We start from the raw sequence: 25888 nt of genomic DNA on the forward strand, positions 1-25888 counted from the left end.
TGATTCACCTCAATATCTAATCCTTGGGTCTATGATTGCGTAGATAATGTCCAGCACTAAAGTCGTTACTACCAGTATTATACCGAATATTAGGGTTGATGCCATGACGCCACCTACGTCATCGTTCAACAATGCTTGCGTTGTCCAATACCCGATTCCAGGAAAATCGAATACCGTCTCAACCACTACTACCCCTCCCAGTAACCCGGCGACTGTATATCCAAACGATGTAACTACTGGAAGCATTGCGCTCTTTCTTGCGTGAAGATTGTTAACCACCTTTTCAGGTACACCCTTAGCTCTGGCCAGTTTAATGTAGTCCTGCTCTAGAGTTTCAAGCATACTAGCTCTCAATATTCTGATAATCCCAGCCATAACCGCCAAGGCTAATGTAAGGGCTGGCATTATCAGATGTAGGAATGCGTTCCATGCTACTGCGAAATCCCCGTGTATGATTGCGTCAATTAGAAGGACATGGGTGGGATAGGATATTCCGTTAACGTACCAGGGTAGACCGGAAACAAGTTGAGGAGAGACTTCTCCGCTGAAGGGTAATATACCCGTATACACCCCAAGGATAAGGATTAGGGCAATAGCGATCAAGTAAATTGGCATAGAGTAGAGAGTGAAGGAGAAAACCCTTATTCCCTGATCAGCTGCCGAGTCCCTATTCACTGCCGAGAATACGCCAAGGGGAATCCCAATCAGCCAGATCAGCAGGGCAGCAAAGAGGGATAATATTACCGTGTTTGGGAGGAAAAGTACAATTGCAGTCGAGACTGGTCCGCTAAATATGGGAGTGTTGGTGTAGCCAAAGTTCCCGCTAAAAACTTGCGCTAACCAATAAAAGTACTGTATATACACCGGTTGATTCAGGTGAAATTCTTGAGTTAATCTTTGAATAGCGAGTTCTCTTGCCTGACCGGTTAATCTAGGATTTAGATATTCAGAAAGAATTAAATTATTACCCTGAAGATGGATTAGTACGAACACAAGAAGGGTAAGTCCGATCAATGTCGGGATAAGGATAGCAATCCTCCTCAAAACGAACATCCATAGTTTGATAATTATCACCTCTTAAGAATAGTAAGAAAATAAAATTAAAAAATAACTTATCCCTTAACCCACCAGAAGTATAGGCTGTCTCCAGCCCCTCCAATCATGGGGTTCTCTTCATACGAAATATGACCTTGATATCCTGTCATGTATGGCTTAACAACCCAGAACGCGTTGGGCTGTTGGGTATATACGTACATATACAGATCTATTGCTATCTGTTCTGCCTGTTTGTAGTAGTAAGCTGCCTGAGTCGCATTTGCAGTGTTGTCGGCCTCCTCTATGTAAGTGTTAAGTTCTTGGTATAGGCGGGCCTGGTTAGTGTGACCCAATGATTGCAGGTATTGAACTGTCCATCCGTCTGGTGCTGGATAGGTCCCGTTCTCAAGGTACATGGCATTAACGAAGTCTGAGGGATATGGGTAGTCTGCTATCCATCCTAGGTAATAGATAGGCATCGGGTTTTGCCCAGGAACTTCAAGACCTATAATCTGGGAGAACGGTAGGTAAAGTGGCTGGGCCTGTATGTTGGGATCTATCTGGTTTAGTGCCTGTGCCCACATTTGGGCTGCCGCGTAATCTACAGTGTCTCCTGACGAGACTATTATTGGGATGTTAATTGACACGTTATACATGCCAGACTTGATTAGTAGTTCCTTAGCATATGTTAAATTGAAAGTCGGTACATTACTTAGCTCGCTGGGTGGCACGTAGTAGGGTAAACCTGGTATTATTACGCCGGCGTAAGGCGATGCGAAATCAAACCCGTACTTCTCATTCCCCACTATATTGTCAATGTAGTTCGTGTAATTGAAGGCATACGCGAAGGCTTCTCTCACGTATAAGTTCGCAAAGTAATCTGAGGGAATGTGATACTGAGATCCCAAGGTCTTAAGGCTTGAGTTGCTAATATTGATGTTAAACACGAAGAAGAACTCGGAGAGAGTCGGGAACTGATAAATATTAGCCTGTCCTTGGGCCTCAAGCTGTTTCAGTGAGGGGAAATAGTTAGTAGGAAGCCCCGTGACTATATCAGCCTTTCCAGAAGAGAATAGTTCGTAAGCGGTTTGTGGATCCTTGACCCAGTTAATGATGACGGTGTCATTGGGCGCAGGAACACCAGGAACACCATGGAAGTATGGGTTTGGTACTAGAACAATGTATTGTCCAGGGACATAGGTCTTTATCATGTAGGGACCGGATGCGACGGGATTATTCTGAACCTGTGTGTTATAGTTGCCCTCATTTGCGTATTGCTCATATTGAAGGAATCCTTGAGGCGTGAATGTGATCCCAGCACCTACCTGTTCTAGCCACTTGGCATCAACTATACCTGAGCCTAGTGGGTCAGCCACCGCAGTGAAGAATAACTGAGGTGGAGTGGGCTTAACTAGATGGAACGTGACTGTGTTGGTTTGGTTATTGTAGGTAACAGCGTTCATGATTTCCTGGAAGGTCTGATTCATGTTGGACGATGTGACTATGGGTACGCCTATGGTAGCTCCTGGTACTAGATATTGGGCCAAGATCCAATCAGGAGTGCCTGGAGATCCTCCAACGAAGAGCAAGGCCCTTATCACGGAGTACCAGACATCGTACGCGGTTAGATTATCACCGTTGCTGAAATGAAGTCCACTCCTAATGTGGAATGTGTAGACTGTGTAGTTGTCCTGGATTCCTCCGTTTTGCACCGTGGGAATCTCTGTAGCAGCAAAGGGTATGAAGGAAGTTGTGCTAGAGCCGTTGTACAGTACGAGTGTCATGAAAATATTTGATACCACTTCAAATCCGACGCTCTCATAGTCAATCTGAGGATCGAAGGAATAAGGACCTCCTGGTACGTTTTCAGCAACTGTTATAACACCTGGATTTGGCACGGTACCGTTAAAGAGTTTAAGGGCAAAGGAGACACCTGAACCTGTGACTGCTACCGATTGATATGTGGTGTACTCGTATGTAGCACCCGAGGAGGTGTTCTGTGTAACCAGGGTAAGGGTGACCGTGTAGAGACCTGGGGTAGTGTAGGTGGTGTTGACAGGGTTGATCTCAGGGTCTAAGGTCGAAGAATTAGCGTTCACAGTGAGGGTCTGGCCATTTCCAAAGTTCCATATGTACTTTGAGATGGTCATGTTTTGTCCGGAGGGGGGTTGTAGATAACCGCCGTAGAAAAACACTGGGGTTCCAGCTTGAACAATAGGTGCTGAGGGGTTCTTGGCAGTGTCAAAGGAGATCACAGGAATAGAGAGAAATTGAGTTGCAGTGGAGTTTAGGACACCTAGAACCTGAATCTGTAAAAGAGAGGTACTTGTGTTTTGTACAGGTTTCCCATTGAGGTATTCAACAGCGTAAACCAGGTATGTTCCAGGTTGGTTGTATGTATAAGAGACCTCAAGGGTGTTAGATGTCGCGGTTTCGTTAATCTCGTGACCATCACCAAGGTATAGAACTACGTTGGAACCAGGAGTTACTCCGTATATAGTAAAGGTTATTGTGTTGCCTTGTTCACTAGCAAAGCTCGTAGGAGCAAGGGAAATTGCTTGGACAGTAACACTTTTATGCGTGGAAGTGAGAAGATATATTCCCGCTATCGCTGCGATAATGATGATAATTGCAATAGCTATAGCCGCAGTTCTTGAAAGAGCTCTTGAGAATTTAATCCTTTTGGCTTTATACATATCAATCACGTTTTACTCATTTTGAACCTTTTTAAGGTTTACTTGCTTTGGAGATTTATATTTTAAAAAAGAAGAAACACTGGACATGAGCAAATTCTATCAAGAGAAATATATCTATTTAATTCTCCAGAATAGTAAAGGCCTAATAGCGAGAAGTCCGTCTAACCTATGAACTTTATTCCAAACTCTGAATTTCGTAAGAGGTTGTAAGTCTTATAGGTCCAGAAATAAAATCAATGCCGCGGCCGGGATTTGAACCCGGGTCACGGGCTCGAAAGGCCCGCATACTCTCGGCGCAGAGCATGGCCGGGCTATACTACCGCGGCAATGAAAATAATACAACAAGATATATAAAACTTATCTCGATCTCCTTAAGTTATAGTTTTTTAAATGTTCATGAGAGGGATTAGATCTAGTTCTATCCACTACTATTTCCTAGAGGCTTACTAACCTCCTAGCTGTCGGAACTTCACAATTTCACATGAATCATAAAGCAAATCTAAATAACCATGAAATCCGTGTATACTCGTGATTCTTAGGGTCACTTTAATCAGTCCTACAGCACCTCCCTTAGACCTTAACCTGGGAAAAGGGACCCTTACCATTCTCGATATAAAGCAGGAGGGAGAGCTTCAGAGGCTCCTCGTTGAGGTGAAGGGCGTAGATGATTTAGGTAAAATACAGGGAAACTTCAGTAAGGTCTCTAAACTGAAATACCTCGGGACGGTTAAGGTAAGAGGAGTAGTCGAGGAGATACTGTCAAAGTACATCATCGTTAATGGTATGATCAACGGAAACTCAACTGTTTGGACTGTTATCTTAAGCGGGTACCAGGAGCTGAAAAAGCTGTTGCGGGAGCTTCATGAGCATGGCATCAACGTAAAGGTGATAAAGGTCACTAAGTATAAGACTGAGGATATTCTCACGGCCAGGCAAGAACAAATACTTAGGATAGCGCTTGAGGCCGGTTATTACGAGTTTCCAAGGAAGATCACCATAAGGGCTCTGGCAGAGAAGCTGGAGTTAAGCGTATCCTCGCTATCTGAGATCATCAGGAGAGCTGAAAAGAACGTGATAGTGAACTATTTCGACGAAAAGGGATTGTGATGCATGGAGGTTTGAAATGGGAAAAAGGGAGACCATCGTCAATCAGGGACTTCAGTGTCAACCTCAATCCGCTAGGTGTTCCTAGGTTCCTTGAGGAATTGGTTGAGGATGCAGTGAGGAACAGGGTTTACTCCTTCTACCCAGACGAATATAGGCAACTGAAAAGGGTCATTTCAGACCTTTATGACGTAGACGAGGAAATGATAGGCGTATTCAATGGAGCTAGCGAGGCCATCTCTCTTCTCGATCACGACTTCTTCGTACCAGAACCCAACTACCAAGAATATCCCAGGGGATCAGTTTACCTGGCTCACGAGGACGACGAGTTCAGGTTCACCCTTCAGGGACAAAAGGTACTTACCAGTCATCCCAATAATCCAACTGGTGCCTCACTCCCCAGAGAAGAGGTGGTCTCATTCCTACAGGAGGGTAAGACCCTGGTGATTGACCAGTCTTTCGCTGACATAAGTCCCGTGGATTCCTTCGTTGACTTGGTGAAGGAATTCCCCAATTTACTCCTAATATCCTCCTTCACAAAGGCCTTCTCAGTTCCTGGATTAAGGATAGGCTTCACCATAGGAAGTAAGAGTAGTCTCCTGGAGCGTCGAGCCCCTCCCTGGAGGATTAATGCAATCGCGTACTATGTATTCTCCAACATGGATCTCAAAGAGGCGAGAAGTTTCCTAGTTAGATCCCGTGAAGAGGTGAGAAGAAGTTTAGAGGAGGTTGAGAGAATTCAAGGCCATGGATTGAAAATATATAGATCCCATGCACCTTACGTTCTGGCCGAGGCCACGGTCACCGCAGAGTTACTAAACAAGGAATTACTAAGGCGAGGATATTACGTGAGGGATTGCTCAAACTTCGTGGGTTTGAGGCAAAACCATGTTAGATTTTCCCTAAGACCTGGTTACTCAGATCTACTCTCAACCATCCAGGAAATCATCGAGAATCTCAGCTACACATCATGACCTATGGTTTTACGGTGTAGTAGAGCCTTTTCTTTCCCTTACCACGGTTCTCGACCTTGATAACCTCTATATTCCCTATTTCCTCCGTGTTGCTTACGTGAGGTCCACCGTCGGCCTGTATGTCTATTCCCTCAATCTCCACAATTCTCCAGGTTTCCAGTTCAGGTGGCATCTTCTCTGCTAGCTTAACTACACCCGGTATCTTCATAGCCTCCTCCCTAGGTAAGAAGTATACCTTTACCTTAATCCCCCTCTTTGCTATTTCATTTGCCTCCTCCACTATTTTTGGAAGTAAATCCTTGTTCTCCACATTGAAATCGTCCTTGGCGTACTCAGGGGTAATATTCCCCCCAGTGATAAGGGCGTTGTACTTAGAAAACGCAATTGATGCTATGATATGCGACGCGGTATGAAGTCTCATCATCCTGTACCTTCGCTCCCAGTCTATCCTGCCCTCAACCTCGTCTCCTTCTCTTAAACCATCTAACTTTTCAAGGACATGAACGATTTCATTTCCCTCAAACTTGACCTCCGTTACCCTGTATATGTTCCCCCCTAGAATGAGTGCGCCCGTGTCAGACTCTAGTCCCCCACCTCTGGGATGAAAGGCCGTTCGGTCCAGAATAACACCTGATGGTACTATCTTGGTTATTTTTGCTGAAAAATTCTTTATATATGAATCCTTTGCATATAACTCCTCAGTAACCATGTCTATAACCTCTCAAGGGTTATACCAAGTACCCCGTTTCTCAGGTAATAGGAGACAGGAGAGGTCTTAATTTGGACTGGTAATCTAACTATCTTTATTACGTTTCTAGAATCCATATCATAGACGTAAACTGTTGAGATATCTGCTCGGATTGCGATGCTCGATTCTCTCGTCTCCATTCCTCTGAGATCGATGTAAACATTTACCCTATTTTCCATCGTGAGGATATCCACGTCCGCGTCGTCAATCTGAACGGAGGGCAAGAAATATCACGTTATTATTAGCGTTACCGTAAGTTATAAACATTGGATCCTGGTGAACCCTAGGGATAGACACAAAAGGCAACGAACTTAAGCCCTCAGATTCAAGGGTGCGGACGGTCGCGCTTGCATATATTAAAAGCAAATTGATGATTTTCAATTTACCAATTCCTTTCTGTTAATTCCATATTACTGTCTCCTCTCTCTTTTAACCGTAGCAGGTCCAATATACATATCAAGATGCTTGGAAAAGATTTCCAAAAGTATTGGGCTGGATCTGATGATAAGAGTGCATGGGAAGGATTCAAGGGTGCTTTCAAGAGCAAGGAACCCCTGAAATACAGGATTGTCCAGGCTAGATACAAGCTTGGATCAATGATAAATAGATTGGACGTTCATATAGCGAGGCTACAGGAGAGGGACAGGACACTCTTTGAGAGGGTAGTAAGTGCCCAAATGGCGAAGGATACAAGCAGGGCTGCAATGTACGCAAACGAGGTAGCCGAGATTAGAAAAATGAGCAAGCAACTTATAATGACGCAAATAGCTCTAGAGCAGGTTCAGCTTAGGCTCGAGACAGTAAGCGAGATCAGTGAGGTATTTGTAAATCTTATACCCGTGGTAGGTGTAGTTAATGAGCTAAAGTCCGTGCTGAAGGGAGTTATGCCAGAGATATCTTTGGAGCTCTCCTCGCTATCCGAGGACTTGCAGACGGTGGTAATAGAGGCAGGTGACTTCGCAGGAGGATACTCCTACGCATCCGCAGCTACTCCAGAGGCCAGGAAGATCTTGGAAGAGGCATCCGCAATAGCGGAACAGAGAATGAAAGAGAAGTTCCCAGACCTTCCCGTGAATGCGCTGGCCCAAAGGGCATAAGCCCTAGGGCCCAAGATATTTTATTTTCCTAAGTTTTACTTCTTCTTGTGGCCGAAGGAAACTACTCTGTTACCCCTTGGGAAGTTAAGGGTAAGGTTGACTATGATAGGTTGATTATCCAGTTTGGAACTCAGAAGATAACCGAGGAGTTAAGACAGGAGATACGTTCAATAGTTGGGGAAATGCACCCCATGCTTAGGAGGGAAATCTTTTTCTCCCATAGGGACCTTGACCTTGTCCTTAAGGATTGGAAGGCAGGTAAGGGTTTCTTCCTATACACGGGTAGGGCTCCATCACTAGGTATGCACATAGGTCACATGATTCCGTTCATTTTCACTGCATGGCTCCAGCAGAAATTTGGGGTTAACGTCTACATAGAGATTACAGACGACGAAAAGTTCATGAGAAACCTGGATTACACCTTGGATCAAACTAGGCAATGGGCCTTAGACAATATTCTTGACATTATAGCTGCCGGTTTCGATCCCGACAAGACCTTCATCTTCCAGGACACCGAGTATATCAGAAACATGTATCCTCTAGCCATTAAGATTGCGAAGAAGCTAACTTTCTCGGAAGTGAAGGCTACCTTTGGGTTGGACGTATCCTCAAATATAGGAATCATCTTCTATCCGTCCCTTCAGATAGTACCAACAATGTTTGAGAAAAGGAGATGTCTCATACCAGCAGGAATAGACCAGGACCCGTATTGGAGGTTGCAGAGGGACATTGCAGAGAGCCTAGGATATTATAAGGCGGCACAAATACACAGCAAATTTCTACCCCCATTAACAGGTCCTGAAGGAAAGATGAGCTCCTCGATTCCCGAATCCGCAATATATCTTTCAGATGATCCAAAGACTGTGGAGAGAAAGATCATGAAGTACGCTTTCTCTGGGGGGCAGCCCACAATTGAGCTTCAGAGAAAACTTGGTGCCAACTTGGATATAGACGTTCCCTATCAGTGGCTCTATTACTTCTTTGAGGAGGACGATGAAAGAATACGTAAAATTGGGGAGGAGTACAAATCAGGGAAGATGCTTACGGGCGAGATAAAGCAAATCCTAGTTGAGAAACTCAACAACTTCCTAGAGAAGCACCGCGAAAGAAGGGAGAAGGCCAAGGAAATGGTTAAGGATTTCAAGTATGAGGGCAAGCTAGCAGTTCAGATGTGGGAGAAAATTCACGAATAATCAGCTTTTTAACTGTAACTTTTTCAGGTAGTATACTACCAAGTTAGTAGAGATATCAAGTTCCTTTGCTATCTTGTAAATGGACGAACCATTCTTATACATTTCCATGATACGTTGAATCTTGTCCTGTGTCAGCTTTCTTTTGGTCTTAACTAGATTATGCTTCTTTAGTATTCTGAGAACAGTGTTGGAGTTCATCTTGAGAAGCTTGCTGATCTTGTTTGCACTATACCCTTGCTTTCCGTACTCGATCATCTGCTGAATCAGTTCAGGTGGTGTCTTACCTCGAAATTGAACCCCACTATCCTTAAGTATTCTTCTGGCTCTGGAGTAACTTAGGCTAAGCTCCTTGGCTATCTCCCTTATGGATCTCCCGCTCTCATACATTTTCTTTGCTTTTTCAGTAATATCCTCTTGCATAATGAAAACCTCTCTTCCACTCTTTTTATATTTTTCCCCAAAATCTTTTTTATTCTGCCTATAAACCCTTCACAAGGGAGCCTGATTAACCTATTTAAAGCACATAATGTAATCAGCTTACGTGAACGCCTTACTTGTGATCTTCGGCTTAGCGCTGGGGCTGTCGCTAGCTGCTCCCCCAGGTCCAGTGAACTCCATGATAGCCTCAGAGTCTCTAAGGTCAAAGTTACATGGGGTTAGCGTGGGCCTTGGGGCCATGACAGCTGACCTAGTCTTCTTCATTTTAACTCTCGTATTTGGAGACTTTTTGCCGAGAGATGTAAGGTATATTTTCTACTTGATTGGGGGAGCCTTGATGATATGGTTAGCCTTCGGAGTGATGAAATCTACCTTGTCTAATAGAACCACTAGGGCCAATTACTTGACGGGGCTAACCATGGGTCTAACCAACCCCTTTCAGATAACCTGGTGGCTGACTAGTGGTCTATTCATGGTCCAGGAATTTGGGATCCTAGTAATACCAGGTTTCTTTGGCGGGATAGTAATATGGATCACCTTATTTCCATTTCTAGTAAATAAGTTTGGGAAAAGGATGGCAAGGGCTATAAAAATAGCTTCATTTGTTATATTACTTGGATTTGGAATCTATATTCTAGTTCAAGGAGCTCTTCTCATAACCCAGATATTATAGATGATAGGTCGGAGCAAAGCTCTGAGGCTCTTATCTTCATTTTTTCTATCACCTCGTTCCTGTCCACCCGGTACACATATTTGGGTCTACCTCCCTTTGAACCAGTGCTTTTCTGCTTGGTAACCAACCCAGCGTCTGATAATCTCTTAAGTATTAAACTGGCTCTGCTCTTACTGATTCCCAGTTCCGAAGCAATATAATCCACATCTCTACCCTCAGAACCCTTAATTATCCTGATGAATGCCTCCACATCAGCCTCTGAGAGCCCGTAGCCTACCATTAAGAACCTCTTAAGGAGGATATTTCTTTCTGCGAGCTCAGTTATCAATTAAATTGCACCGTTTAACATTTAGTTTTTATTGTTTTTAAAGTTTTATTGTGATTAGGCAACCTTTGTAGGTAAATGGTAATACTATCTTTGTTATAATAAATCAAGGTATTGAAAAAGAGTGCTATAGGGCGGACTATGTGTAGGTTGTTTCGTTCTCCACTTTTTTAAATCAGGAGAGTTCTTTGTACTCATGGAAAACTTGGAACAAGAGATAATATCTCTACTGAGAGAAAGGCCAATGATATCAGAGGAAATACGAGACAAACTAATGGAGAAAGGTGTTCGCTTTACTCCGTTGGAACTTAGGGAGACATTGGCTACCATGGTGAGAGAAGGGAAAATAGAAAAATATCCCGACTATGACAGAAGGAAGTTTTATTTCAGATTAAGGTCAGACAATTTTTGATTTTCAACCATTTCTATTACTTTATCGGCAATTTTTAGGAACTCCTTAGAGGCCGGTGAATCCAAGTATTTCAAGAAGAACGGTTCTCCAAGGTCGTTCGACTCTGCGATTCTGGGATCTAGTGGGACCTGTCCTAGGAGAGGAACTCCCAATTCCTCAGCCATCTTCTTCCCCTTGTCCTGTCCAAAGATGTAATAGTTCTTACCCTCAGACGGACACACAAAGTAGCTCATGTTTTCCACAACCCCAAGTATCTTAGTATTCACCGTCTTGGTGAAGTTTATTGATCTTCTGACGGCCAGAGTGGATACCTCTGAGGGAATAGTGACAATGATGAAGCCGGTTATATTGGGGACTAGCTGAGCAACCGAGAGGGCTTCATCCCCGGTCCCTGGAGGCATATCTATAATCAGGTAGTCTAGCTGACCCCAGTTCACATCTCCAAGAAACTGCCTAATTGCAGAGTGCTTTATGGACCCTCTCCATATAACAGGAGTATCATCTCTAGGAAGTAGGAAGTCAATGGAAACTACCTTTATACCAAAGGGACCGTTAACAGGATTTATTCCGTTATCGTCTGCTGTAAGCATTTGTCCCCTAACTCCAAGCATCTTAGGAACGGATGGACCATGAAAATCAACGTCAATGATTCCCACGCTCTTTCCAGCAGCAGCAAGGGCCATGGCCAAGTTAGATGACACGAAAGATTTGCCCACTCCTCCCTTTCCACTGAGAATTGCGATCTTATACTTCACGTTCTTCATTCTGGATTGAATCTTAAGGTCAGCGCCCTGAACTTGAGGTGCAGGCGCCTTTCTAAGATCCCTAGGTTGCTTCGTAGGTTGTGGTGATTGCAGTCTAAACGGATTGGAGCTCATTTTTCTCAATTAACATATCTTCATGGTCAACTAATAATCTTATCTAAAGCTAGGAGCAGATCTTGGACATCTGGAAGATCTAACCAGTCTACGGGTTTGTCGCAAATATTCCCAAGGATTCTATTAACTACTTCCTCAGGAGAGAGGTTCGTTACATCTATCTCGCAAGTCTCCTTAAACCATTCATTGGCCTCTTGTGCCACGTAACCTATGATCTCTGCCTCGACATTCTCTATAACCTTAATGTCATTCCACCCGCGCTTTTTCAGTTCGTCATAAAGCACCTTAGGATGTTTTCTCAACACAACTACCTTATCGGCGTTATCCACTAGCGAGGGATACACCGTCTCCAAAACCACGTTTTTCCTTTCACTTAGATATCGATTAAGCTCCTTGGCGACTTCCTCATCATCTATCTCAAATGACGATCTCAGTTCATCGTAACTTCTGTATAATTTCCTCTCAATTACAAAGGTAGATACATGTAGATACTCTAGTCCTAGGCGTTGTGATAAGAGGAGACTCACGGTGGTCTTGCCTACTCCAGGCGTTCCAGTAATTACAATGATCATCTGAATACAAGGATGCTTTCGACAATAAATAACGTTAGTGAAGTGACGATGAGAGTAAGCTTTGTCTTTGTAGTTCCGTCACCCTTCACAACTTCGTACATTCCATATGGAAACATGGCTAGGCCTATGGCAAATAGAATTAGTTCAAGCAAGTTCATATATTTCATTTTCCTTGTGTATCTCCTAAAAGCTTCTTTCTCCCGACAGCTAGAATTACCCCACCTACTATACCTCCAATATGAGCTACGTAGTTAACGCCTGGTATTATATCACTGAGAACAAAAACGATTATAAGCAAAGCTAGACCGTTCCAGTCAAACCTATTGAACTCTAGCATGTCATCCAAAATATAATACGCTAGTACACCGAATATACCTCCTGAGGCCCCAGCCGAGGCCACGTAAGGAGGAAAGAAAATGAGAGTTAGTATATTTCCCATCAGTCCAGAGACCAGGAAGACCACGTATTCAAGCTTCCCCGCCTTAGATCCAAAGAGGTAGTATATTACACCCATAGAGAAAAAATTGAAAATAAAGTCAGTGAAACTATTGGTTACAAAGATTGAGGTTATCAGAGAGAGGTAATCTCCCCTTAACACTAGGTAGTTCACCTGAATTAGGAACGAAAAAAGATACGGGCTAACACTATATGTGATAATCCCCACAAGAAATCCCACGAGAATTAGCGCCATCAGGACTATGGTTGGTTTTATCAATATCTAGATCTCCCCTGTAAAATACATTAATACTAGAGACAGTGCAATAAGTACTATCCATACTCCGATGTTCCACCTAAATACCTTTAGGCCGTCCAGTATCCAGAAGGGAAGTAAATTGAAGAACGCTACAACGGCATTAAATCCCGAAATCACCTGAAGGAAGAAGGCTAATAGTGGGTTTGATACTGCAATGGCCCCAAGTAGGAAAAGCACTGATATTGCAATGTTAGTTGCAGGTCCTGCAGCTGCGGTTATTCCCTCGATTCTCTTATCTGCGGAGAAAAATCTGCAGGAAATAAGGGTATATCCAGAAAAGAATACTAGGCCAAAGAATGGTAGCAAGTTGATAATCGTGGTGAAGAGAAACCCAGTGAAGTTAAGGGTAAACCTGGAATAGCATCCATATCTTCTTGCGGATTGTCTATGTGCCAACTCGTGAGGTACAATAGCTATCGTTGCCGCTACTAGGGCAGCTATAACGCCGAACCCAAAGAAACCAGATAGAAGATACAATGATATCCCTTTTACCGCTATGGAGAATATGGCTAACAAGAATGACTCAATCTCGTTTAGCCTACTGAACCTCCATTCCCACTCTCTAAGCCATGACAAATCTCTTCTTCACAGGATTAGCTCAGTAGTTTAAATGCATAAGCGTAATATCTTCCCTATTTACCAGTTTCATTTTAGGCTCCTCGATTTTCCAAAGGAGGGCCTTCTGCTTCTCTAGGGCTACCATGTATTTTTCTTTACCATCTGATATTATTCCCTGGTATTTGACATTGGTTACCTTGTTGAACGTATGGAAAGCTTCGAAGATAACGAATTTATACAGGAAAGGCATAGTGACCTGGTACTTATCTAGGTTCTTTCCATACAAGATCAATTTCTCCATAACGTTGGTAAAATAAAATGGTTCCAGCAGAGTAATCTCATTTATTCCATTAAATCTTGAGATAACTAGGAATACTCTTCTGGTCCTATCAGGAGTTACTACGCTCAAATCTAGGATCCTGGTAATTCCTCCGTCCTCTCCGGAGCCCCAATACGAAGTATAACTTGCAGTTCCCTCCTTAAGAAAGTCAATAATCGTCTCAGCTAACACGATAGGCGGTATTTTTAACCTCTGAAGCTCCTGCTCCAGGAAACTTGAGATACAGAAAAGATGACCGTCTCGGGTTATTCCCCTTCTACCCTGACAGTCTGTTACATTTAATTGAACCTCAAATACCACGAAAAATAATAATGGGATTAAGTCCTTATATATTTTGCATAGGCCTCTGCTTCAATTTTCATGTTTTTAGTTATGAGTAAATTGAGGAGATTTCTATCCTCCTCACCCCTAGGGTTATAGGAGCTTAGTATCTTTTCCACCTGCTCCAGGAGGGCTAACGCATCTTTAAGGGACTGCATGGAGTAAATAGTAGGTCTGAGTGAATAAATGGGTTACATTCGTAAAACTGGTATTTCCTAAACCATTTTATGCAGTTGAATTAACGATCATTAATGAAACATCTCGCCATCGCATGGATAGTTCTGATGGTAATACTTGCTCCAGTGGTACTTCAGGTGCAAAACTATTTCGTTTACAGCGATTCGCCCTTTCTTTCCTCCACTTATCAAAGTGTTGTCGCAGAGAACCTAGTTAAGGATTACTTTAACCTGTCCCAGACGTCATATAGCGAGATATATGTCATCGTTAATGGCTCTTACAATGAGTCATTAGATTCGGTGGAGAGTAACTTACATTATCTTCAAGATGCAAGGATAGTAACTCCTTACGAGATAATATCCCAGTATCAACAACAGTACCTACAACAGGTATCTCCTCTGATCAATAGTACTGAGGCAAAGCTACTTCGGGTACATCAACTTTACTTAAATCTCACGGAGCTCAGGAACGCACTTCTAGACAATATATCCAATTTCATGTGCCAGTTAAACGTGACTTATGGAGTCCCTCTAGGGAAAAACGTGAATGCACCGGCGAACGTTATCTCCACGTATAAGACCTATTACTTTCTGGCGTTGCAAAACCTTTCCCAGATAAACGCGTCGAGACTAGCTGGTTACCTAACCTTTAAGGACCCTTACGTTATCTTCTTTGGTTATAACAATTACACAAATGAAACCTTGGTTAGGCAGTTCCTTCTTAACTTCAACAATTACTCCATCCTTATCCACTTGCTCACCGGTGAGGACTTACCACCATTAGCCTATGAGAATCCACACGAGTACGCCGTTCAGCTTGTGGAGAGGGAGGTACCACAACCTGGAGTATCCTTGTCCTATTTCCACAGGAACAACTCCTGGCTCTTCATAGTCCAAGTTCCCAGGAACGAGAGTCTGAGCAGTATCAATATCTTCATGGAGAACCTTCACGGAGTTGTCACTGGGCATCTTCCAATCTACGCCCAGTCTGAACTATATACGGAGCAGAACTTGAGGATAATTGACGTAGTCACGGTGACCTTAGTTGGTGTCCTACTCATTCTGTTACTTAGGTCGCTCGTTCCCATTCTCCTGCTGGTGGGTAGTGCATTAATAGGCGTAGAGGTCGCATACGCGTCTCTCCTGGGACTGAGGTTGCTGGGTTATCAAATTTACTATATTTCAGGTCTGGTCATACCCCCCATAGTATTCGGAATAGCGATTGACTATTCTCTCCTCTTTATCTACAGGTATTTTGAAGAATTGAGAGCAGGATCAAAGAATCCCTTAACGACCGCATTTAGGACGGCGGGGAGGGGCGCACTCTTTAGCGGACTCTCCATTACCCTAGCCTTCGCCTCATTCCTTCTTTCTCCGTCTCCCCTGCTTAGGAATATAGGGATAGCCCTAGTCCTAAGTTCCGTTTCTTCCCTCCTTCCCTCCATAGGATTTACTTATACGACCCTAAGGGAAATCAGTGTCAGAGCCCTTTCCTTCCCCAGAAGGGAGATTCCAAATCCTTCTGACTCGAGGAGCAGGTATTTGAGGTTCATGGTCAATCTGTCCATAAGACGGAAGTATCTGGTGGTAGTTTTCATGGTAATAGCTTCAGTTCTAGCCATGGGGGTCTTCCTAACCCATACCACTAACATAAACGCGAACGAGATTGTACCTTCCTCCTCAGAATCCCTAGTGGGACTAAACGAGTTGACGAGATTCTTCAATTACAGCCTGGACTACGCTATCATCAAGGGAAATCCAAACTCGACCTATTCCTTGATCTATAACGTTTCTGCTCAGGCAATCTCAAGGGGAGCACTGGTTTACGGTCCAGCATCCCTTGGTAAGGTCACCTTCAGCGAACCCACGGCTTTAACTAACAAGTTTTACTCTCATGGATACACGCTCGTGGAGTTCTATGTTCCCTACCCGGTGTTCAGTGACGGAGCTATAAACTTCACCAACTGGCTCATATCCAAGGGTCTCCAGGTGGGGGGTAGCAACGCGCAGAGGATAGATATCGTCTCCAACACGGTTCACGTTTACTACTCCCTAACCCTGCCCCTCACGATCCTTTTCATCCTGGTGTACCTTGGCGTCTTGCTAAGGTCGGTGGCGCTACCCATTAGGCTGGTACTGTCCCTTCTTTTCAGCTCACTTGTGGGGGTTGCGGTAATGTTTCTGGTCTTTGGAAGTGTTTACTGGCTTTCTCCACTCATCGTGTTCGCTCTACTCTTCAGCCTAGGCATAGACTATGACATGTTTATTGTGCTTAGGATAAGGGAAGAGCAGGGAACAGAGGATGAGAGAATAAGGAAGGGAGTTGAGAAGACTGGCCTAGTAGTTACTGCAGCCGGCCTTGTGTTAACTGGAGCATTCATCTCCCTCACTGCCGTGAACATGCAATTCCTACGGGAGATTGGGTTTGCAGTGGGCTTCTCCATCCTGTTTGATACGTTTATAGTTAGGCCCTTCATAGTTCCTGCAGTAATGTCAATACTTGGGAAGTATAATTGGTGGCCGGGCGTTAGGAGGACTCACAACAAAGCTTAGCTATCTTGTTTACCTTAGAGGATACCTCTAAGGGATTCTCCCCGAAAATGTAACAGTTCGGCTCAACCCCGTTTCCTCCAAGGTGAACGACCACATCAGGACAGGAGGATATAACAGAGGCCACCATGTTAGCAATGGATTGATCGTCCCTTCTGTCCGAGGGACCAACTTTAACTAGCCTGAGTCCAGATTTCAATATGGCCTCCTCCACTTTCTCGTCATATTTGATGTTCATTACTGACCTCCACCTTTCACATTTCCTTCTAGTTTCAAGGAGTATGGTGGCAAGGTGCCTACTACCGCCCCACGTGGGTCTAGATGCTGGGGTTGGAACTCCACCTATCACCGCTATCCTTCCTGGAATGGCTAGCACGTCAAGTATTTCCCTCGCATCCCTCTTGGAGTAAGCTAAATTGCTTAAGATCTCAGGAATCAGTTTAGATACACTCTCGTTCCTTAGAAGGGATAGGGCTAACTGTAATTGGCTCTCCTCATCCTCCTTGTAGAGAGACTGACAGATTCTGCAGTCCGAGGAAATCGAGGAGTTCACGCGTCTGTGAAAGTTGCACAGTTTCAATTGACTTAGCATCATTAATCCGAACGTGGTGAAGTAAAGAGAGGCCTCCTCTTTTCTCCCGCTGGACACCAGGCTAACCAGGTTAGATACCAGGGAGTCAATTTCCTCGTTACTGAGGCCCGCTTCACCAAGCTTCCCGCGGAGATCATCTTCATCCTCGTCCAGGTACTGCTTTATCGCCGGTTGTGTTACGCCCACCAATACAGCAATCCTGTTCTGGCTCATACCCTGAGCTCTAAGCCTTTTAGCTACCAATCCCCTAACGTTAGGTAGTAGTATGTCCGTGATTAGCGATAGTGGTGTATCTAGCACGGTAGTAAGATTGAGAGAGGGGAGTAATTACGTTTTTGATCTGGAGATTTCAGCCGTGGATGGAAGTCTTCATGATTTCTTTACTGAAGAGGGAGAAAAGACCTACGTTGTGGTCGCAACAGTGTTCTTTAGGCTCAGGGGATCTAGATTAGAATATCTTGGCTCCAGGGTTAAGGAGATTGTTTCTGATGGAAATGGGGAAGACTTAATGCGAACAATGGAGTATGAGGAGGCCAACTCCTTGAACGGGTTAATCCTAATGGACAGGAAGATAACCATGGACATGGATCTGGGACTGAGTATACCCAGATCTGTGATAGGGATAGTGAAGGACTTTGATCAGAGGGAAAGAAATAACCTGGATATACCCAACCCACCCTGGTTAATCATATCCCAAGATGGTCCAATTAGAAAAGGATATGTGAAACTTGCTAACCACGGCTGGATTTTCCGCGTCGAGACAAACGTGGACTGGAACTCTGAGGATGTCCTCTCCCTGTTGTACGCGATGTCCAGAGAGCCCATACCCGAGGCTCTGGGCTACAACTATCCACTCTTCCTTGCGGATAAGATGGCAAAGTTCTACAGGGATAGGGCAAAGAGGACACTTGACTTTCTAACCTCAAAGGAGCTAGTCAGATATAGGACTTTTAGGAGCTTAGTGGAGGGAAGGAGGAGATCATGGAATTTGAACCGATAGTGGGAAGACTCAGGGAGGTCAGGGTAACCACAAGGCCCACGGCAGATGGAAGAAGTTCCGTAACGTTCAGGAATTTCGTAGTGGAGATGCCATACTCCAAGGACCTTAACCTCAACGTAGGAGCCCTTCTCGCAGTGGAGACCATAAGGAGTAATACCTACCTTATCCTTGAGGTTGCTGACTACGTTCCTGTCCATTATGGAATGATAAACATGGATGGATCGATACCCAAGGAGATAAGGGATCAGGTAATGGAGGAGGTCTCCAAGAGTTGGAAAGACGGGAATAGCACGGAGATGTGGATAGATGTGTTTGCGTATCCCATAGGATACATCGCAACCCCTGAAGGGTTCAAAAAGGGATATCTTCCACCTCTTCCAGGCTCTCCAGTTAGGATTCTAAGCAGGGAGTCATTCAGGGAGTTCGTTTGCGCAAGGAATGGAGTGGAGATCGGGAAAGTAATAGGGGAAGATATCCCCCTGACCGTGGATCTTTCGAAGGCTATGGTTTACCACATGGGAGTCTTCGCCTTTACTGGGTCGGGCAAGTCTAACCTCACCGCCTCCATAATTAGGAGAATCCTCAATAACACAAACGCCAAGGTTGTGATCTTCGACGTTTCCATGGAGTATTCAATCCTTTTGTTGGACCAGCTTCTGGCCCAGAGGGCCGAGATCCTTACCACGGATAGGTACTCACCCAATCCCTTAGATGCTAGCAGGAAGTTTATGAGAACCCACGTAATACCAGAGGAGTTAGAGAAGTTCAGGGAGAACATTAGGAGGAGAGTTGAGGAACTGTTCACGTCGGGAAAGATAAGAACCCTCTATATCCCTCCAGAGGGCTCAATGGGCTTAACCTTCGAAACCCTCCTGGAGCTGGTGAAGGATCAGATAGATGATAAGTACACGGCCTTCGCTCAGAAGCCCCTGTTTAGCCTCATGCTCAGGAAGCTTGACACCTTCATGAGGCAGAACAGAATTTCCAAGGAGGCCCCTCTAGACGAGTCAATCCTTTCAATACTAGATGAAATGGAAAATGAGGGTAGAAACGCTGGTCTGAAGGAGAACTCATCGCTCTTCTCATTCATATCGTCCTTGAGATCGTACATAAACACGGAGGTCGAGGAAAGTGAGGAGTACGACGTCGAGAAGCTAGCAATAGACATTCTAGATAAAGATGAGTCCTCTCCCAGACTTTTCATCCTAGAGCTACAGAATCTGGAGGAATCCAGGGAAGTTGTGGCGTCTCTGCTCGAGGAGGTTATGTCAAGGAGGAAAAGGTCCTTCAGTACTTCCCCAATTCTCTTTGTTCTGGACGAAGCTCAGGAGTTCATTCCATTTGATACTAGGCAGAGAGACAAGAGCGAGCTGTCCAGTAACGCTGTGGAGAAATTGCTGAGACATGGAAGGAAGTATCACCTTCACGCCCTGATCAGCACCCAGAGGTTGGCTTACCTGAACACGAACGTTCTTCAGCAACTCCACACTTACTTCATCAGTGTCTTACCCAGGCCCTACGATAGGCAGTTGGTCTCTGAAACCTTCGGGATAAACGATACCCTCCTCGATAGAACCCTTGATCTTGAGGTTGGACAATGGCTCCTTGTGAGCTTCAAGGCGTCTTTACCGCACGATGTTCCAGTTTTCTTTACAGCACCCAACAACCTAGAGGAGGTGAGAAGGGCGCTTGAGGAGAATAGATCAGCTAATCCTGTCAATGGTAAGTGACGAGTCTCTGAGGAATGCCTATCTGAAGGTGGATAGGGCCAAGTTTCTTCCCGAGAGTTCAGCGAAGTTTGCCTACGATCCGGAGTTTGCAGACAAGCCCATACCGATCACTGATAAGGTTAACACCACGGCACTAACCCTTGGAATCAAGATGTTGGAGTATCTAGGCCTAAAGAGGGGAGATAAGGTGCTTGAGGTGGGAACTGGATGCGGATACTACACCGCACTGATAGCCGAGATAGTTGGACCTGAGAACGTTACCACGATTGAGGTAGATCCCTGGATCGCGAGGTATGCAGAGGAGAGGTTGCAAGACCTGGGAATTAAGGTTCAGATAGGGGATGGCACTCTAGGATTTCCGGGCAACTCTCCCTACGACAAGGCAGTGATCTGGGTTGCTTTACCTACCCTTCCATGTCTAATTTACCAGCAACTCGTGAACGGAGGAGTTCTGGTCGCACCAATAGGAACCCAGAAGACCCAGAACCTGTTTAGGGTGTTTAAGGCAGACCCACCCAGGGTGGAGAAGCTGGATTCTGTAATTTTCATGAAGGCTCAGGGATTATGCGGTTTTTACGACTGAGATCAGGACTCAAGACCTTCTTCACTATTCCGCCCTACTGTTATCATCATTTAGGGAGTATGAAGCAACTAATCTATTAATGTGTTCATCTAGCTTTTTATGATATTCCTAGAAAGGGTGCTTTCTTGTACCGATAGGTTTTTAAAAAACGTCAACAACTCATAACTTGCGGCCGTAGTCTAGCCTGGATTAGGACGCCTGCCTGCCACGCAGGAGGTCCCGGGTTCAAATCCCGGCGGTCGCACCTGTTCTCCATTTAGAACAAGATACTTGGTCTCTATGTCAATTCTTGAAAACTTGGAAAATTAGGGCCGTAGAGTCGTGTTCTATAGATTCGCTACTTGTATTTCGACATTAATTTAACGAGCTCTAATCGAAATAGCATGTCATTATAGCTAGAAACACATTTGTTAAATTCAAAAACCAGGTAACATGTCCTAAATCTTAACTTAAGCATGCTCTGCTTGGAAATCGAGGAAAGTTGTACTCTGCAATACTGAGATGGATCCACACGTTGCTACGAAGAAATTGACTGGTTCGCATCATCTGACAGACTAAGTTGCGAAGAGAGGTGACCTGGCACCAATGATGAAGGGTTCTACGCGATTAAAGTCGCAACCGTGCTAGACCCAGGTGCTTAAATAGTATTAGCCACGGTCAGTATCGGGAAACCCCTTTTATAGTTCAATGAATAACGTGCCTCCATGATCTAAAAGAACGTTAATCCGCGGATTTTCGTGGATTCTCCTCACTGCAAGAAACAAATACCACAATCTCAGTATTCTGCCGTTATGAGACCGTTTCTTATTTTCGTAACGTCGTCGTCATTCTTCCTAGGATACTTTGCGAGGATAGCGTGGAGCATCGTGTCCGTGTATTCCACTCTAAGACCCACCGAAATTCAGGATAGTGTAATATTTTCCCTTTTCTTTCTTGGTTACGTAATTGTTCAGATCCCATCGGGCATGATATCCGACAGGAGACCTAGGGAGGTAGTGATCTTGGCTCTTATAGGTCTCGCGATCTCCTCCTTTCTCTCAGGTTTCTCGACTTCAATCCTTCAGGAATACATGGCCAGCCTGTTGATGGGGCTCTCCGCGGGATGGATATACCCCGTCACCATAAAGATATTAGCATCATCCTTTGACAGGCGAGAGTTACCTGTGGCAATAGGCTACTACAGCCTGGCGTGGCCACTTTCCATTATTCTTGCAGGCTTAACCTTACCCTACCTCTCCATAAACATTGGATGGAGATACTCATACTACATGATCTCCCTTCTCTGCGTCATCGTGGCGTTACTTTACCTGAAGGTGAGGGTTGAAGGGGGAGGAAATTCAGGAAAGTTTCAGCTAATAAAGGACAGGAACGTTATTGCGGTGAGTATGGCTGGCTTTTTGTTTTTTCTCTCATACTGGATAATAACCCTTTACGCTTATAAATACTTCTTGAAGGTAGGTCTTAACGGATACGAGGCTGGTATTGCGTATTCCTTTCTAGCCGTGGCTGGAATACCCTCTACCGTGATTGCAGGTTACTTAATACGAAGGATGGGAGTTAGAACTACCTTATCAACCTTTGAGGGATTTTACGGAGTGTTAACCATCCTTCTGTCCTTTCTAGTTTCAAGTGTATCTCTCTTCATTATCTCATTCCTTATGGGATTCGTGAGATTCGTCATTACTCCCGCCAATTCCAGCGCGGTCTCATTGATAGATAAGGGAAGGGCGGGTAGCGTGTCTGGCTTCGCCAACTTTTTCTGGCAGAGTAGCGGGATCGTGGCTCCATTACTCGCGTCCCTTGTGGTGATTCAGCAGGGTTATCACGTTCTGTGGATAGTAGCGGGGGTCGTAATACTCCTGTCAGCGGTGCTATATAGGGTCTTGTTGAGAATAGAGAGGTAGGGATGGAACATGGCCCTACTTAGTCAAGTTTAATTACCCGTTAGGTTTAGTTTAATTTACGTGATCGGTAATGGGCCCATAGCTCAGCCAGGTTAGAGTGCTGGGCTCCAGATATCAGCATTGGGTCTGTCGACCCGAAAGGGGATGAAATATATCTGGAATGGAGAGACCCAGTGGTCCGGGGTCCGAATCCCCGTGGGCCCATTAAAATTTCTTGTTTCTATCCTTACCAAGGCTAGTTCTAGTAAGTCAGGATAACCATGTACTCTTTGCTGGCTTCAATGAGATAGATTAAAAACTGTAGCCTTAATACATTTAGTCGGTCGGGTAGGGTGGAGGTCTCGCCAGCCTCTTTACCCGCTTGGCGTAATGCGGGCACCAGTAACCTGCATATGGCCGTGCCATTAATGAGGGAGTCCAGAGCTTACGATGAGGATCGCCCAGCAGGGCTGACGGATACAGTCTCCTCCTCCGGAGGGAGGTGGAGAACTGTATTAGCCGGGAGAACCGACTAGGCCCGGAAGGGAGCAGTCGTACCCGGACGTCGGCGCTTGCTGGTCACCGGTCTGAGGAGACTCTGGGTAAGCTCCTCCATTAATGCGCGGTCATATGCGGGAGCCGACCTTCCTGTGATCAGCTAAGCTTTATAAAACGCTATCCATTGATGTTGGCTATGAAATGGGACGAGAGGAGAATTCAAGTTTTAGAGGAACTTAGAGCTCGCGGAGTAAACCCTTACCCACAGAAATATCCAATTACTCACACGGTAGTTCAGTTGAGACAGATAGGGAACCAGAGACAGGACAAGCCCAAGGATCCCTTCCTCACAGGAGTTAGGACAGCTGGAAGGGTGGCCAATCTCAGAAGGCACGGGAAAGCCTCGTTCGTGGATATATTTGATGATGGGGAGAAACTTCAGCTATACCTGAGGGTAAATGAGCTTGGTGACAAGTACGAGTATTTCTTCAAGGTCGTGGATAGGGGAGACATAATAGGCATTCAGGGGGATCTGTTTTTCACGGCAAAGGGAGAGCTAACACTACTGGTTAAGGATTTTGCCATGCTTGCCAAATCCTTGATAGAGCCCCCTGATTGGTCTACGATGAGCCCGGAGTTTAGGTATTCCCATAGATACGTTGATTTCCTATATAACGACAATGCGAGAAGGTTTATGGAAACCAGGTTCAAGATCATCAGGGAAATAAGGAACATACTTGGAGAGGAGGGTTTTATTGAGGTGGAGACTCCAATTCTCCAACCTGTGTATGGAGGTGCCCTGGCTAGACCTTTCAAATCTCACGTTAACTACCTTAATGAGGACTGGTACCTCAGAATCTCCTTGGAACTTTATCTGAAGAGGTTCATTGTGGGAGGCTTCAATAAGGTCTTTGAGATCGGAAAGGTATTCAGGAACGAGGATATAGATGTCACTCACAACCCAGAGTTCACGCTCATGGAGCTATACTGGGCCTACGCTGACTATAACGATATCATGGATCTCACAGAGAGGTTATTCAAACAACTAGCTGATAGGGTTCTTCACTCCACCAAGATACCCTACAAGGTTGGGGAGAAAACTGTGGAGATCAACCTGGAAAGCTTCAGGCGCGTCTCCATGTACGATTCCCTGTCAGAGGCCCTTGGGAAGAACGTGGAGGAGATGACCGATGATCAGCTTAAGGAATTGATGCAGAAGAACGGACTGGTTCCAAGGGGCTCACTGTATATCCGAGGTCTTATGATCGAGAAGTTATTTGATAAACTCGTCACACCTAGCCTAGTTCAACCTACTTTCGTGACTGACTATCCCATAGAGACTACCCCACTTTGCAAGCCTCACAGAAATAAGCCAGGACTTGTGGAGAGATTCGAGCTCTACATTGCAGGAGTGGAATTCGCCAATGCCTACACGGAGCTCAACGATCCCATTTTACAGGACAAGCTGTTCAGGGAAGAGCAGGACATGATGAAACGTGGCGACCAAGAGGCACATCCCTACGATAAGGATTTCATAAACGCCTTAAGTTACGGTATGCCACCCACAGGAGGCTTGGGGATTGGTATTGACAGGCTCGTGATGCTTTTCACTAATAACCAGAGCATAAAGGAAGTTATTCCATTCCCCATGGTCAGCTCGAAGCTTATTGAGGAATAAAAGACATGGAAATTGCGAGAATTAGGAGAAGGACAAGGAAGCCCTGTATGGCCATGGACACTCTCTCACTTACATGAATTCTTTTCAGGAGTTCTGTGAATATTTTTCCTCCATCAGTTATGATTAGGGGTGCTCCATTCAACAACGCTAAACTGAAATTTACTATGAACATCCAGAGAAAGAAGGCCACGAATGGATAAACGTACCAAGGATAATAGTAACTAATGTAGACCCCTAGGAAATGGGTTGGTGAGGTCACGTTTACTAGCTCCGTTCCATTGGGCGTCAGCAGGCCTATGGTGTATCTAGTACTGCTTTCTAGAACGGCCTTAAGCTGGGATGGGGTAGAGACGGCTATTCCGTTGACGCTCTGGATCACGTATCCTGCATGGAGTGAGGCATTATAGGCAGCAGAGTTGGGAATTACACCTTCAATATATATCCCATGGGATAACAGGGGAGGAAGATAGATGGCCAATGGAAAGAAAATCCCAGCAAGTATCAAGTTTATCGCTATCCCAGCAGATATTATTTTGAGTTTTGCAGTTAGGCTGGACTCTAGAAAGGTGGTTTCATCTGGTTCCACGAAGGCCCCAGGAAAGAAAGCGAGGAGTATGAATCCTCCGCTCTTAACTGGAACCTTGTTCGAAGTCGAGGATACAGCATGCATTAGCTCGTGAAGTACCACGGATATCCCTATACTAAGCAGGATATAGGGAGCTTGGTCTATTCCAACCGTGACTCCTGGGATTATGGGTTCAAGCTTCACCGCTGACGGCTTTGCAGGAAAGAAGAGCGAGGATAGGGAGGACATGATCAAGTATAGCCCACCAATCATGGAGATTATGGCAAGAGCCACGGAAAGGGTCTCAAACACCTTAAATGACCTAGATCTAGCCAGTCCAGGAAACCATTGATCCCTAGTTCCCTTCCTCCATAGAAGAAGAAACGGATAGACGCTGAATCCCTTTTTACTAAGATAATTTCGCAATCCCAGGACTATTGCCCAGAACGCTAGCAATCCAATGAAAAACTCTGCACTTGATGCCATCGACTCATTTAAATTATAACCCATTTAAA

The 25888-nt window shown here is 44.9% G+C and carries 27 protein-coding genes, 3 tRNA genes and 1 other RNA gene; 15 read left to right on the forward strand and 16 right to left on the reverse strand.

Going from position 1 to position 25888, the window contains the following annotated elements:
- Window positions 1-9: 9 nt before the first annotated feature.
- The 3 genes from ACI49J_RS00420 to ACI49J_RS00430 all read right to left on the reverse strand — a co-directional run bounded on the left by ACI49J_RS00420 (window position 10) and on the right by ACI49J_RS00430 (window position 4057).
- Window positions 10-1053, reverse strand: a complete 1044-nt coding sequence (locus ACI49J_RS00420) for an ABC transporter permease (protein WP_012022129.1) — start codon at window positions 1051-1053, stop codon at window positions 10-12.
- 59 nt (window positions 1054-1112) lie between these two features.
- Window positions 1113-3731: an ABC transporter substrate-binding protein gene (locus tag ACI49J_RS00425; protein ID WP_240253562.1), complete on the reverse strand. Its 2619-nt coding sequence runs from the start codon at window positions 3729-3731 to the stop codon at window positions 1113-1115.
- A gap of 237 nt (window positions 3732-3968) precedes the next feature.
- Window positions 3969-4057, reverse strand: a tRNA-Glu gene (locus ACI49J_RS00430).
- A 202-nt stretch (window positions 4058-4259) separates the two neighbouring features.
- Between ACI49J_RS00430 and ACI49J_RS00435 the strand changes: the two genes are divergently transcribed.
- Together ACI49J_RS00435 and ACI49J_RS00440 are read left to right on the forward strand one after the other, a co-directional pair.
- A complete protein-coding gene (locus tag ACI49J_RS00435; protein ID WP_240253564.1) occupies window positions 4260-4838 on the forward strand; it encodes a helix-turn-helix domain-containing protein in 579 nt (192 codons plus the stop codon).
- Between the two features lie 11 nt (window positions 4839-4849).
- A complete protein-coding gene (locus ACI49J_RS00440; RefSeq protein WP_240253567.1) occupies window positions 4850-5809 on the forward strand; it encodes a histidinol-phosphate transaminase in 960 nt (319 codons plus the stop codon).
- 1 nt (window position 5810) lies between these two features.
- Here the strand turns inward: ACI49J_RS00440 and alaXM are convergent, their stop codons facing one another.
- Both alaXM and ACI49J_RS00450 read right to left on the reverse strand, forming a co-directional pair.
- A complete protein-coding gene (gene alaXM / locus ACI49J_RS00445; protein ID WP_240253568.1) occupies window positions 5811-6518 on the reverse strand; it encodes an alanyl-tRNA editing protein AlaXM in 708 nt (235 codons plus the stop codon).
- Between the two features lie 2 nt (window positions 6519-6520).
- Window positions 6521-6781, reverse strand: coding sequence for a hypothetical protein (locus ACI49J_RS00450; protein ID WP_012022106.1), 261 nt, complete (start codon window positions 6779-6781; stop codon window positions 6521-6523).
- 237 nt (window positions 6782-7018) lie between these two features.
- Between ACI49J_RS00450 and cdvB1/B2 the strand changes: the two genes are divergently transcribed.
- Window positions 7019-7654: a cell division protein CdvB1/B2 gene (gene cdvB1/B2 / locus ACI49J_RS00455; RefSeq protein WP_012022105.1), complete on the forward strand. Its 636-nt coding sequence runs from the start codon at window positions 7019-7021 to the stop codon at window positions 7652-7654.
- A gap of 47 nt (window positions 7655-7701) precedes the next feature.
- On the forward strand, window positions 7702-8847 hold the full coding sequence (locus tag ACI49J_RS00460) for a tryptophan--tRNA ligase (protein WP_012022104.1): 1146 nt from the start codon (window positions 7702-7704) through the stop codon (window positions 8845-8847).
- Here the strand turns inward: ACI49J_RS00460 and cbp1 are convergent, their stop codons facing one another.
- A complete protein-coding gene (gene cbp1, locus ACI49J_RS00465; RefSeq protein WP_409366431.1) occupies window positions 8848-9267 on the reverse strand; it encodes a CRISPR DNA repeat-binding protein Cbp1 in 420 nt (139 codons plus the stop codon).
- A 121-nt stretch (window positions 9268-9388) separates the two neighbouring features.
- Between cbp1 and ACI49J_RS00470 the strand changes: the two genes are divergently transcribed.
- A complete protein-coding gene (locus tag ACI49J_RS00470; protein ID WP_240253573.1) occupies window positions 9389-9958 on the forward strand; it encodes a LysE family transporter in 570 nt (189 codons plus the stop codon).
- Here ACI49J_RS00470 and ACI49J_RS00475 read toward each other — a convergent pair.
- Complete coding sequence (locus ACI49J_RS00475) at window positions 9939-10286, reverse strand: helix-turn-helix domain-containing protein (RefSeq protein ID WP_012022101.1); 348 nt, start codon at window positions 10284-10286, stop codon at window positions 9939-9941. The genes ACI49J_RS00470 and ACI49J_RS00475 overlap by 20 nt on opposite strands.
- A gap of 193 nt (window positions 10287-10479) precedes the next feature.
- Here ACI49J_RS00475 and ACI49J_RS00480 point away from each other — a divergent pair, with 193 nt between their 5' ends.
- Window positions 10480-10695: a hypothetical protein gene (locus ACI49J_RS00480; protein ID WP_012022100.1), complete on the forward strand. Its 216-nt coding sequence runs from the start codon at window positions 10480-10482 to the stop codon at window positions 10693-10695.
- Here ACI49J_RS00480 and ACI49J_RS00485 read toward each other — a convergent pair.
- From ACI49J_RS00485 to ACI49J_RS00515, 7 genes are read right to left on the reverse strand one after another with little or no spacing between them, the layout of a single operon-like run.
- Window positions 10665-11573 carry an Mrp/NBP35 family ATP-binding protein gene (locus ACI49J_RS00485; protein ID WP_012022099.1) on the reverse strand — a complete coding sequence of 303 codons (909 nt, stop codon included), beginning with the start codon at window positions 11571-11573 and terminating at the stop codon, window positions 10665-10667. The two genes, ACI49J_RS00480 and ACI49J_RS00485, sit on opposite strands and share 31 nt — an antisense overlap.
- A 26-nt stretch (window positions 11574-11599) precedes the next feature.
- Window positions 11600-12145 carry an adenylate kinase family protein gene (locus ACI49J_RS00490; protein WP_012022098.1) on the reverse strand — a complete coding sequence of 182 codons (546 nt, stop codon included), beginning with the start codon at window positions 12143-12145 and terminating at the stop codon, window positions 11600-11602.
- Window positions 12142-12303 (reverse strand): hypothetical protein, encoded by a 162-nt coding sequence (locus tag ACI49J_RS00495; protein ID WP_012022097.1) that lies wholly within the window; start codon window positions 12301-12303, stop codon window positions 12142-12144. Before ACI49J_RS00495 ends, ACI49J_RS00490 begins: the two co-directional genes overlap by 4 nt.
- A gap of 5 nt (window positions 12304-12308) precedes the next feature.
- Window positions 12309-12860, reverse strand: coding sequence for a rhomboid family intramembrane serine protease (locus ACI49J_RS00500; RefSeq protein ID WP_240253575.1), 552 nt, complete (start codon window positions 12858-12860; stop codon window positions 12309-12311).
- Between the two features lie 3 nt (window positions 12861-12863).
- Window positions 12864-13475, reverse strand: a complete 612-nt coding sequence (locus ACI49J_RS00505; protein WP_012022095.1) for a peptidase M50 — start codon at window positions 13473-13475, stop codon at window positions 12864-12866.
- A gap of 22 nt (window positions 13476-13497) precedes the next feature.
- The gene (locus ACI49J_RS00510; protein WP_240253577.1) at window positions 13498-14097 is read right to left on the reverse strand and encodes a hypothetical protein; all 600 of its coding nucleotides are present in this window, start codon (window positions 14095-14097) and stop codon (window positions 13498-13500) included.
- Between the two features lie 17 nt (window positions 14098-14114).
- Window positions 14115-14276, reverse strand: coding sequence for a hypothetical protein (locus ACI49J_RS00515; RefSeq protein WP_187146785.1), 162 nt, complete (start codon window positions 14274-14276; stop codon window positions 14115-14117).
- Between the two features lie 93 nt (window positions 14277-14369).
- Between ACI49J_RS00515 and ACI49J_RS00520 the strand changes: the two genes are divergently transcribed.
- Window positions 14370-16847: an MMPL family transporter gene (locus ACI49J_RS00520; protein WP_240253581.1), complete on the forward strand. Its 2478-nt coding sequence runs from the start codon at window positions 14370-14372 to the stop codon at window positions 16845-16847.
- Here the strand turns inward: ACI49J_RS00520 and ACI49J_RS00525 are convergent.
- Window positions 16822-17736, reverse strand: coding sequence for a thiamine-phosphate synthase family protein (locus ACI49J_RS00525; RefSeq protein WP_012022092.1), 915 nt, complete (start codon window positions 17734-17736; stop codon window positions 16822-16824). The two genes, ACI49J_RS00520 and ACI49J_RS00525, sit on opposite strands and share 26 nt — an antisense overlap.
- Between ACI49J_RS00525 and ACI49J_RS00530 the strand changes: the two genes are divergently transcribed.
- The 8 genes from ACI49J_RS00530 to lysS all read left to right on the forward strand — a co-directional run bounded on the left by ACI49J_RS00530 (window position 17702) and on the right by lysS (window position 24808).
- Complete coding sequence (locus ACI49J_RS00530; protein WP_240253582.1) at window positions 17702-18436, forward strand: DNA double-strand break repair nuclease NurA; 735 nt, start codon at window positions 17702-17704, stop codon at window positions 18434-18436. The two genes, ACI49J_RS00525 and ACI49J_RS00530, sit on opposite strands and share 35 nt — an antisense overlap.
- Complete coding sequence (locus ACI49J_RS00535) at window positions 18418-20166, forward strand: ATP-binding protein (RefSeq protein WP_240253584.1); 1749 nt, start codon at window positions 18418-18420, stop codon at window positions 20164-20166. The genes ACI49J_RS00530 and ACI49J_RS00535 overlap by 19 nt, the downstream gene beginning before the upstream one ends.
- On the forward strand, window positions 20126-20749 hold the full coding sequence (locus ACI49J_RS00540) for a protein-L-isoaspartate O-methyltransferase (protein WP_240253586.1): 624 nt from the start codon (window positions 20126-20128) through the stop codon (window positions 20747-20749). Before ACI49J_RS00535 ends, ACI49J_RS00540 begins: the two co-directional genes overlap by 41 nt.
- Before the next feature lie 168 nt (window positions 20750-20917).
- Window positions 20918-20993, forward strand: a tRNA-Gly gene (locus ACI49J_RS00545).
- A gap of 547 nt (window positions 20994-21540) precedes the next feature.
- The gene (locus ACI49J_RS00550) at window positions 21541-22653 is read left to right on the forward strand and encodes an MFS transporter (RefSeq protein WP_240253588.1); all 1113 of its coding nucleotides are present in this window, start codon (window positions 21541-21543) and stop codon (window positions 22651-22653) included.
- 72 nt (window positions 22654-22725) lie between these two features.
- Window positions 22726-22857 (forward strand) — tRNA-Trp (locus ACI49J_RS00555).
- 116 nt (window positions 22858-22973) lie between these two features.
- Window positions 22974-23278: signal recognition particle sRNA (gene ffs / locus ACI49J_RS00560), an RNA gene on the forward strand.
- A 48-nt stretch (window positions 23279-23326) separates the two neighbouring features.
- Entirely contained in the window at window positions 23327-24808 is a 1482-nt protein-coding gene (gene lysS, locus ACI49J_RS00565) for a lysine--tRNA ligase (protein ID WP_240253590.1), read from the forward strand.
- Here the strand turns inward: lysS and ACI49J_RS00570 are convergent.
- Window positions 24795-25859, reverse strand: coding sequence for a site-2 protease family protein (locus ACI49J_RS00570; protein ID WP_240253592.1), 1065 nt, complete (start codon window positions 25857-25859; stop codon window positions 24795-24797). The genes lysS and ACI49J_RS00570 overlap by 14 nt on opposite strands.
- Window positions 25860-25888 lie beyond the last annotated feature (29 nt).

It is taken from the genome of Metallosphaera sp. D4-4 (assembly GCF_046245145.1).
GTDB classification, from domain to species: Archaea; Thermoproteota; Thermoprotei_A; order Sulfolobales; family Sulfolobaceae; genus Metallosphaera; species Metallosphaera sedula.

Bases quoted from the DNA above. Each gene is read 5' to 3' on its own strand.
- ACI49J_RS00420 (WP_012022129.1), bottom strand. From the start codon at position 1,053: ATGTTCGTTTTGAGGAGGATTGCTATCCTTATCCCGACATTGATCGGA.
- ACI49J_RS00425 (WP_240253562.1), bottom strand. From the start codon at position 3,731: ATGTATAAAGCCAAAAGGATTAAATTCTCAAGAGCTCTTTCAAGAACT.
- alaXM (WP_240253568.1), bottom strand. From the start codon at position 6,518: ATGGTTACTGAGGAGTTATATGCAAAGGATTCATATATAAAGAATTTT.
- cdvB1/B2 (WP_012022105.1), top strand. From the start codon at position 7,019: ATGCTTGGAAAAGATTTCCAAAAGTATTGGGCTGGATCTGATGATAAG.
- cbp1 (WP_409366431.1), bottom strand. From the start codon at position 9,267: ATGCAAGAGGATATTACTGAAAAAGCAAAGAAAATGTATGAGAGCGGG.
- ACI49J_RS00480 (WP_012022100.1), top strand. From the start codon at position 10,480: ATGGAAAACTTGGAACAAGAGATAATATCTCTACTGAGAGAAAGGCCA.
- ACI49J_RS00485 (WP_012022099.1), bottom strand. From the start codon at position 11,573: ATGAGCTCCAATCCGTTTAGACTGCAATCACCACAACCTACGAAGCAA.
- ACI49J_RS00490 (WP_012022098.1), bottom strand. From the start codon at position 12,145: ATGATCATTGTAATTACTGGAACGCCTGGAGTAGGCAAGACCACCGTG.
- ACI49J_RS00495 (WP_012022097.1), bottom strand. From the start codon at position 12,303: ATGAACTTGCTTGAACTAATTCTATTTGCCATAGGCCTAGCCATGTTT.
- ACI49J_RS00515 (WP_187146785.1), bottom strand. From the start codon at position 14,276: ATGCAGTCCCTTAAAGATGCGTTAGCCCTCCTGGAGCAGGTGGAAAAG.
- ACI49J_RS00520 (WP_240253581.1), top strand. From the start codon at position 14,370: ATGAAACATCTCGCCATCGCATGGATAGTTCTGATGGTAATACTTGCT.
- ACI49J_RS00530 (WP_240253582.1), top strand. From the start codon at position 17,702: ATGTCCGTGATTAGCGATAGTGGTGTATCTAGCACGGTAGTAAGATTG.
- ACI49J_RS00535 (WP_240253584.1), top strand. From the start codon at position 18,418: ATGGAATTTGAACCGATAGTGGGAAGACTCAGGGAGGTCAGGGTAACC.
- ACI49J_RS00550 (WP_240253588.1), top strand. From the start codon at position 21,541: ATGAGACCGTTTCTTATTTTCGTAACGTCGTCGTCATTCTTCCTAGGA.
- lysS (WP_240253590.1), top strand. From the start codon at position 23,327: ATGAAATGGGACGAGAGGAGAATTCAAGTTTTAGAGGAACTTAGAGCT.
- ACI49J_RS00570 (WP_240253592.1), bottom strand. From the start codon at position 25,859: ATGGCATCAAGTGCAGAGTTTTTCATTGGATTGCTAGCGTTCTGGGCA.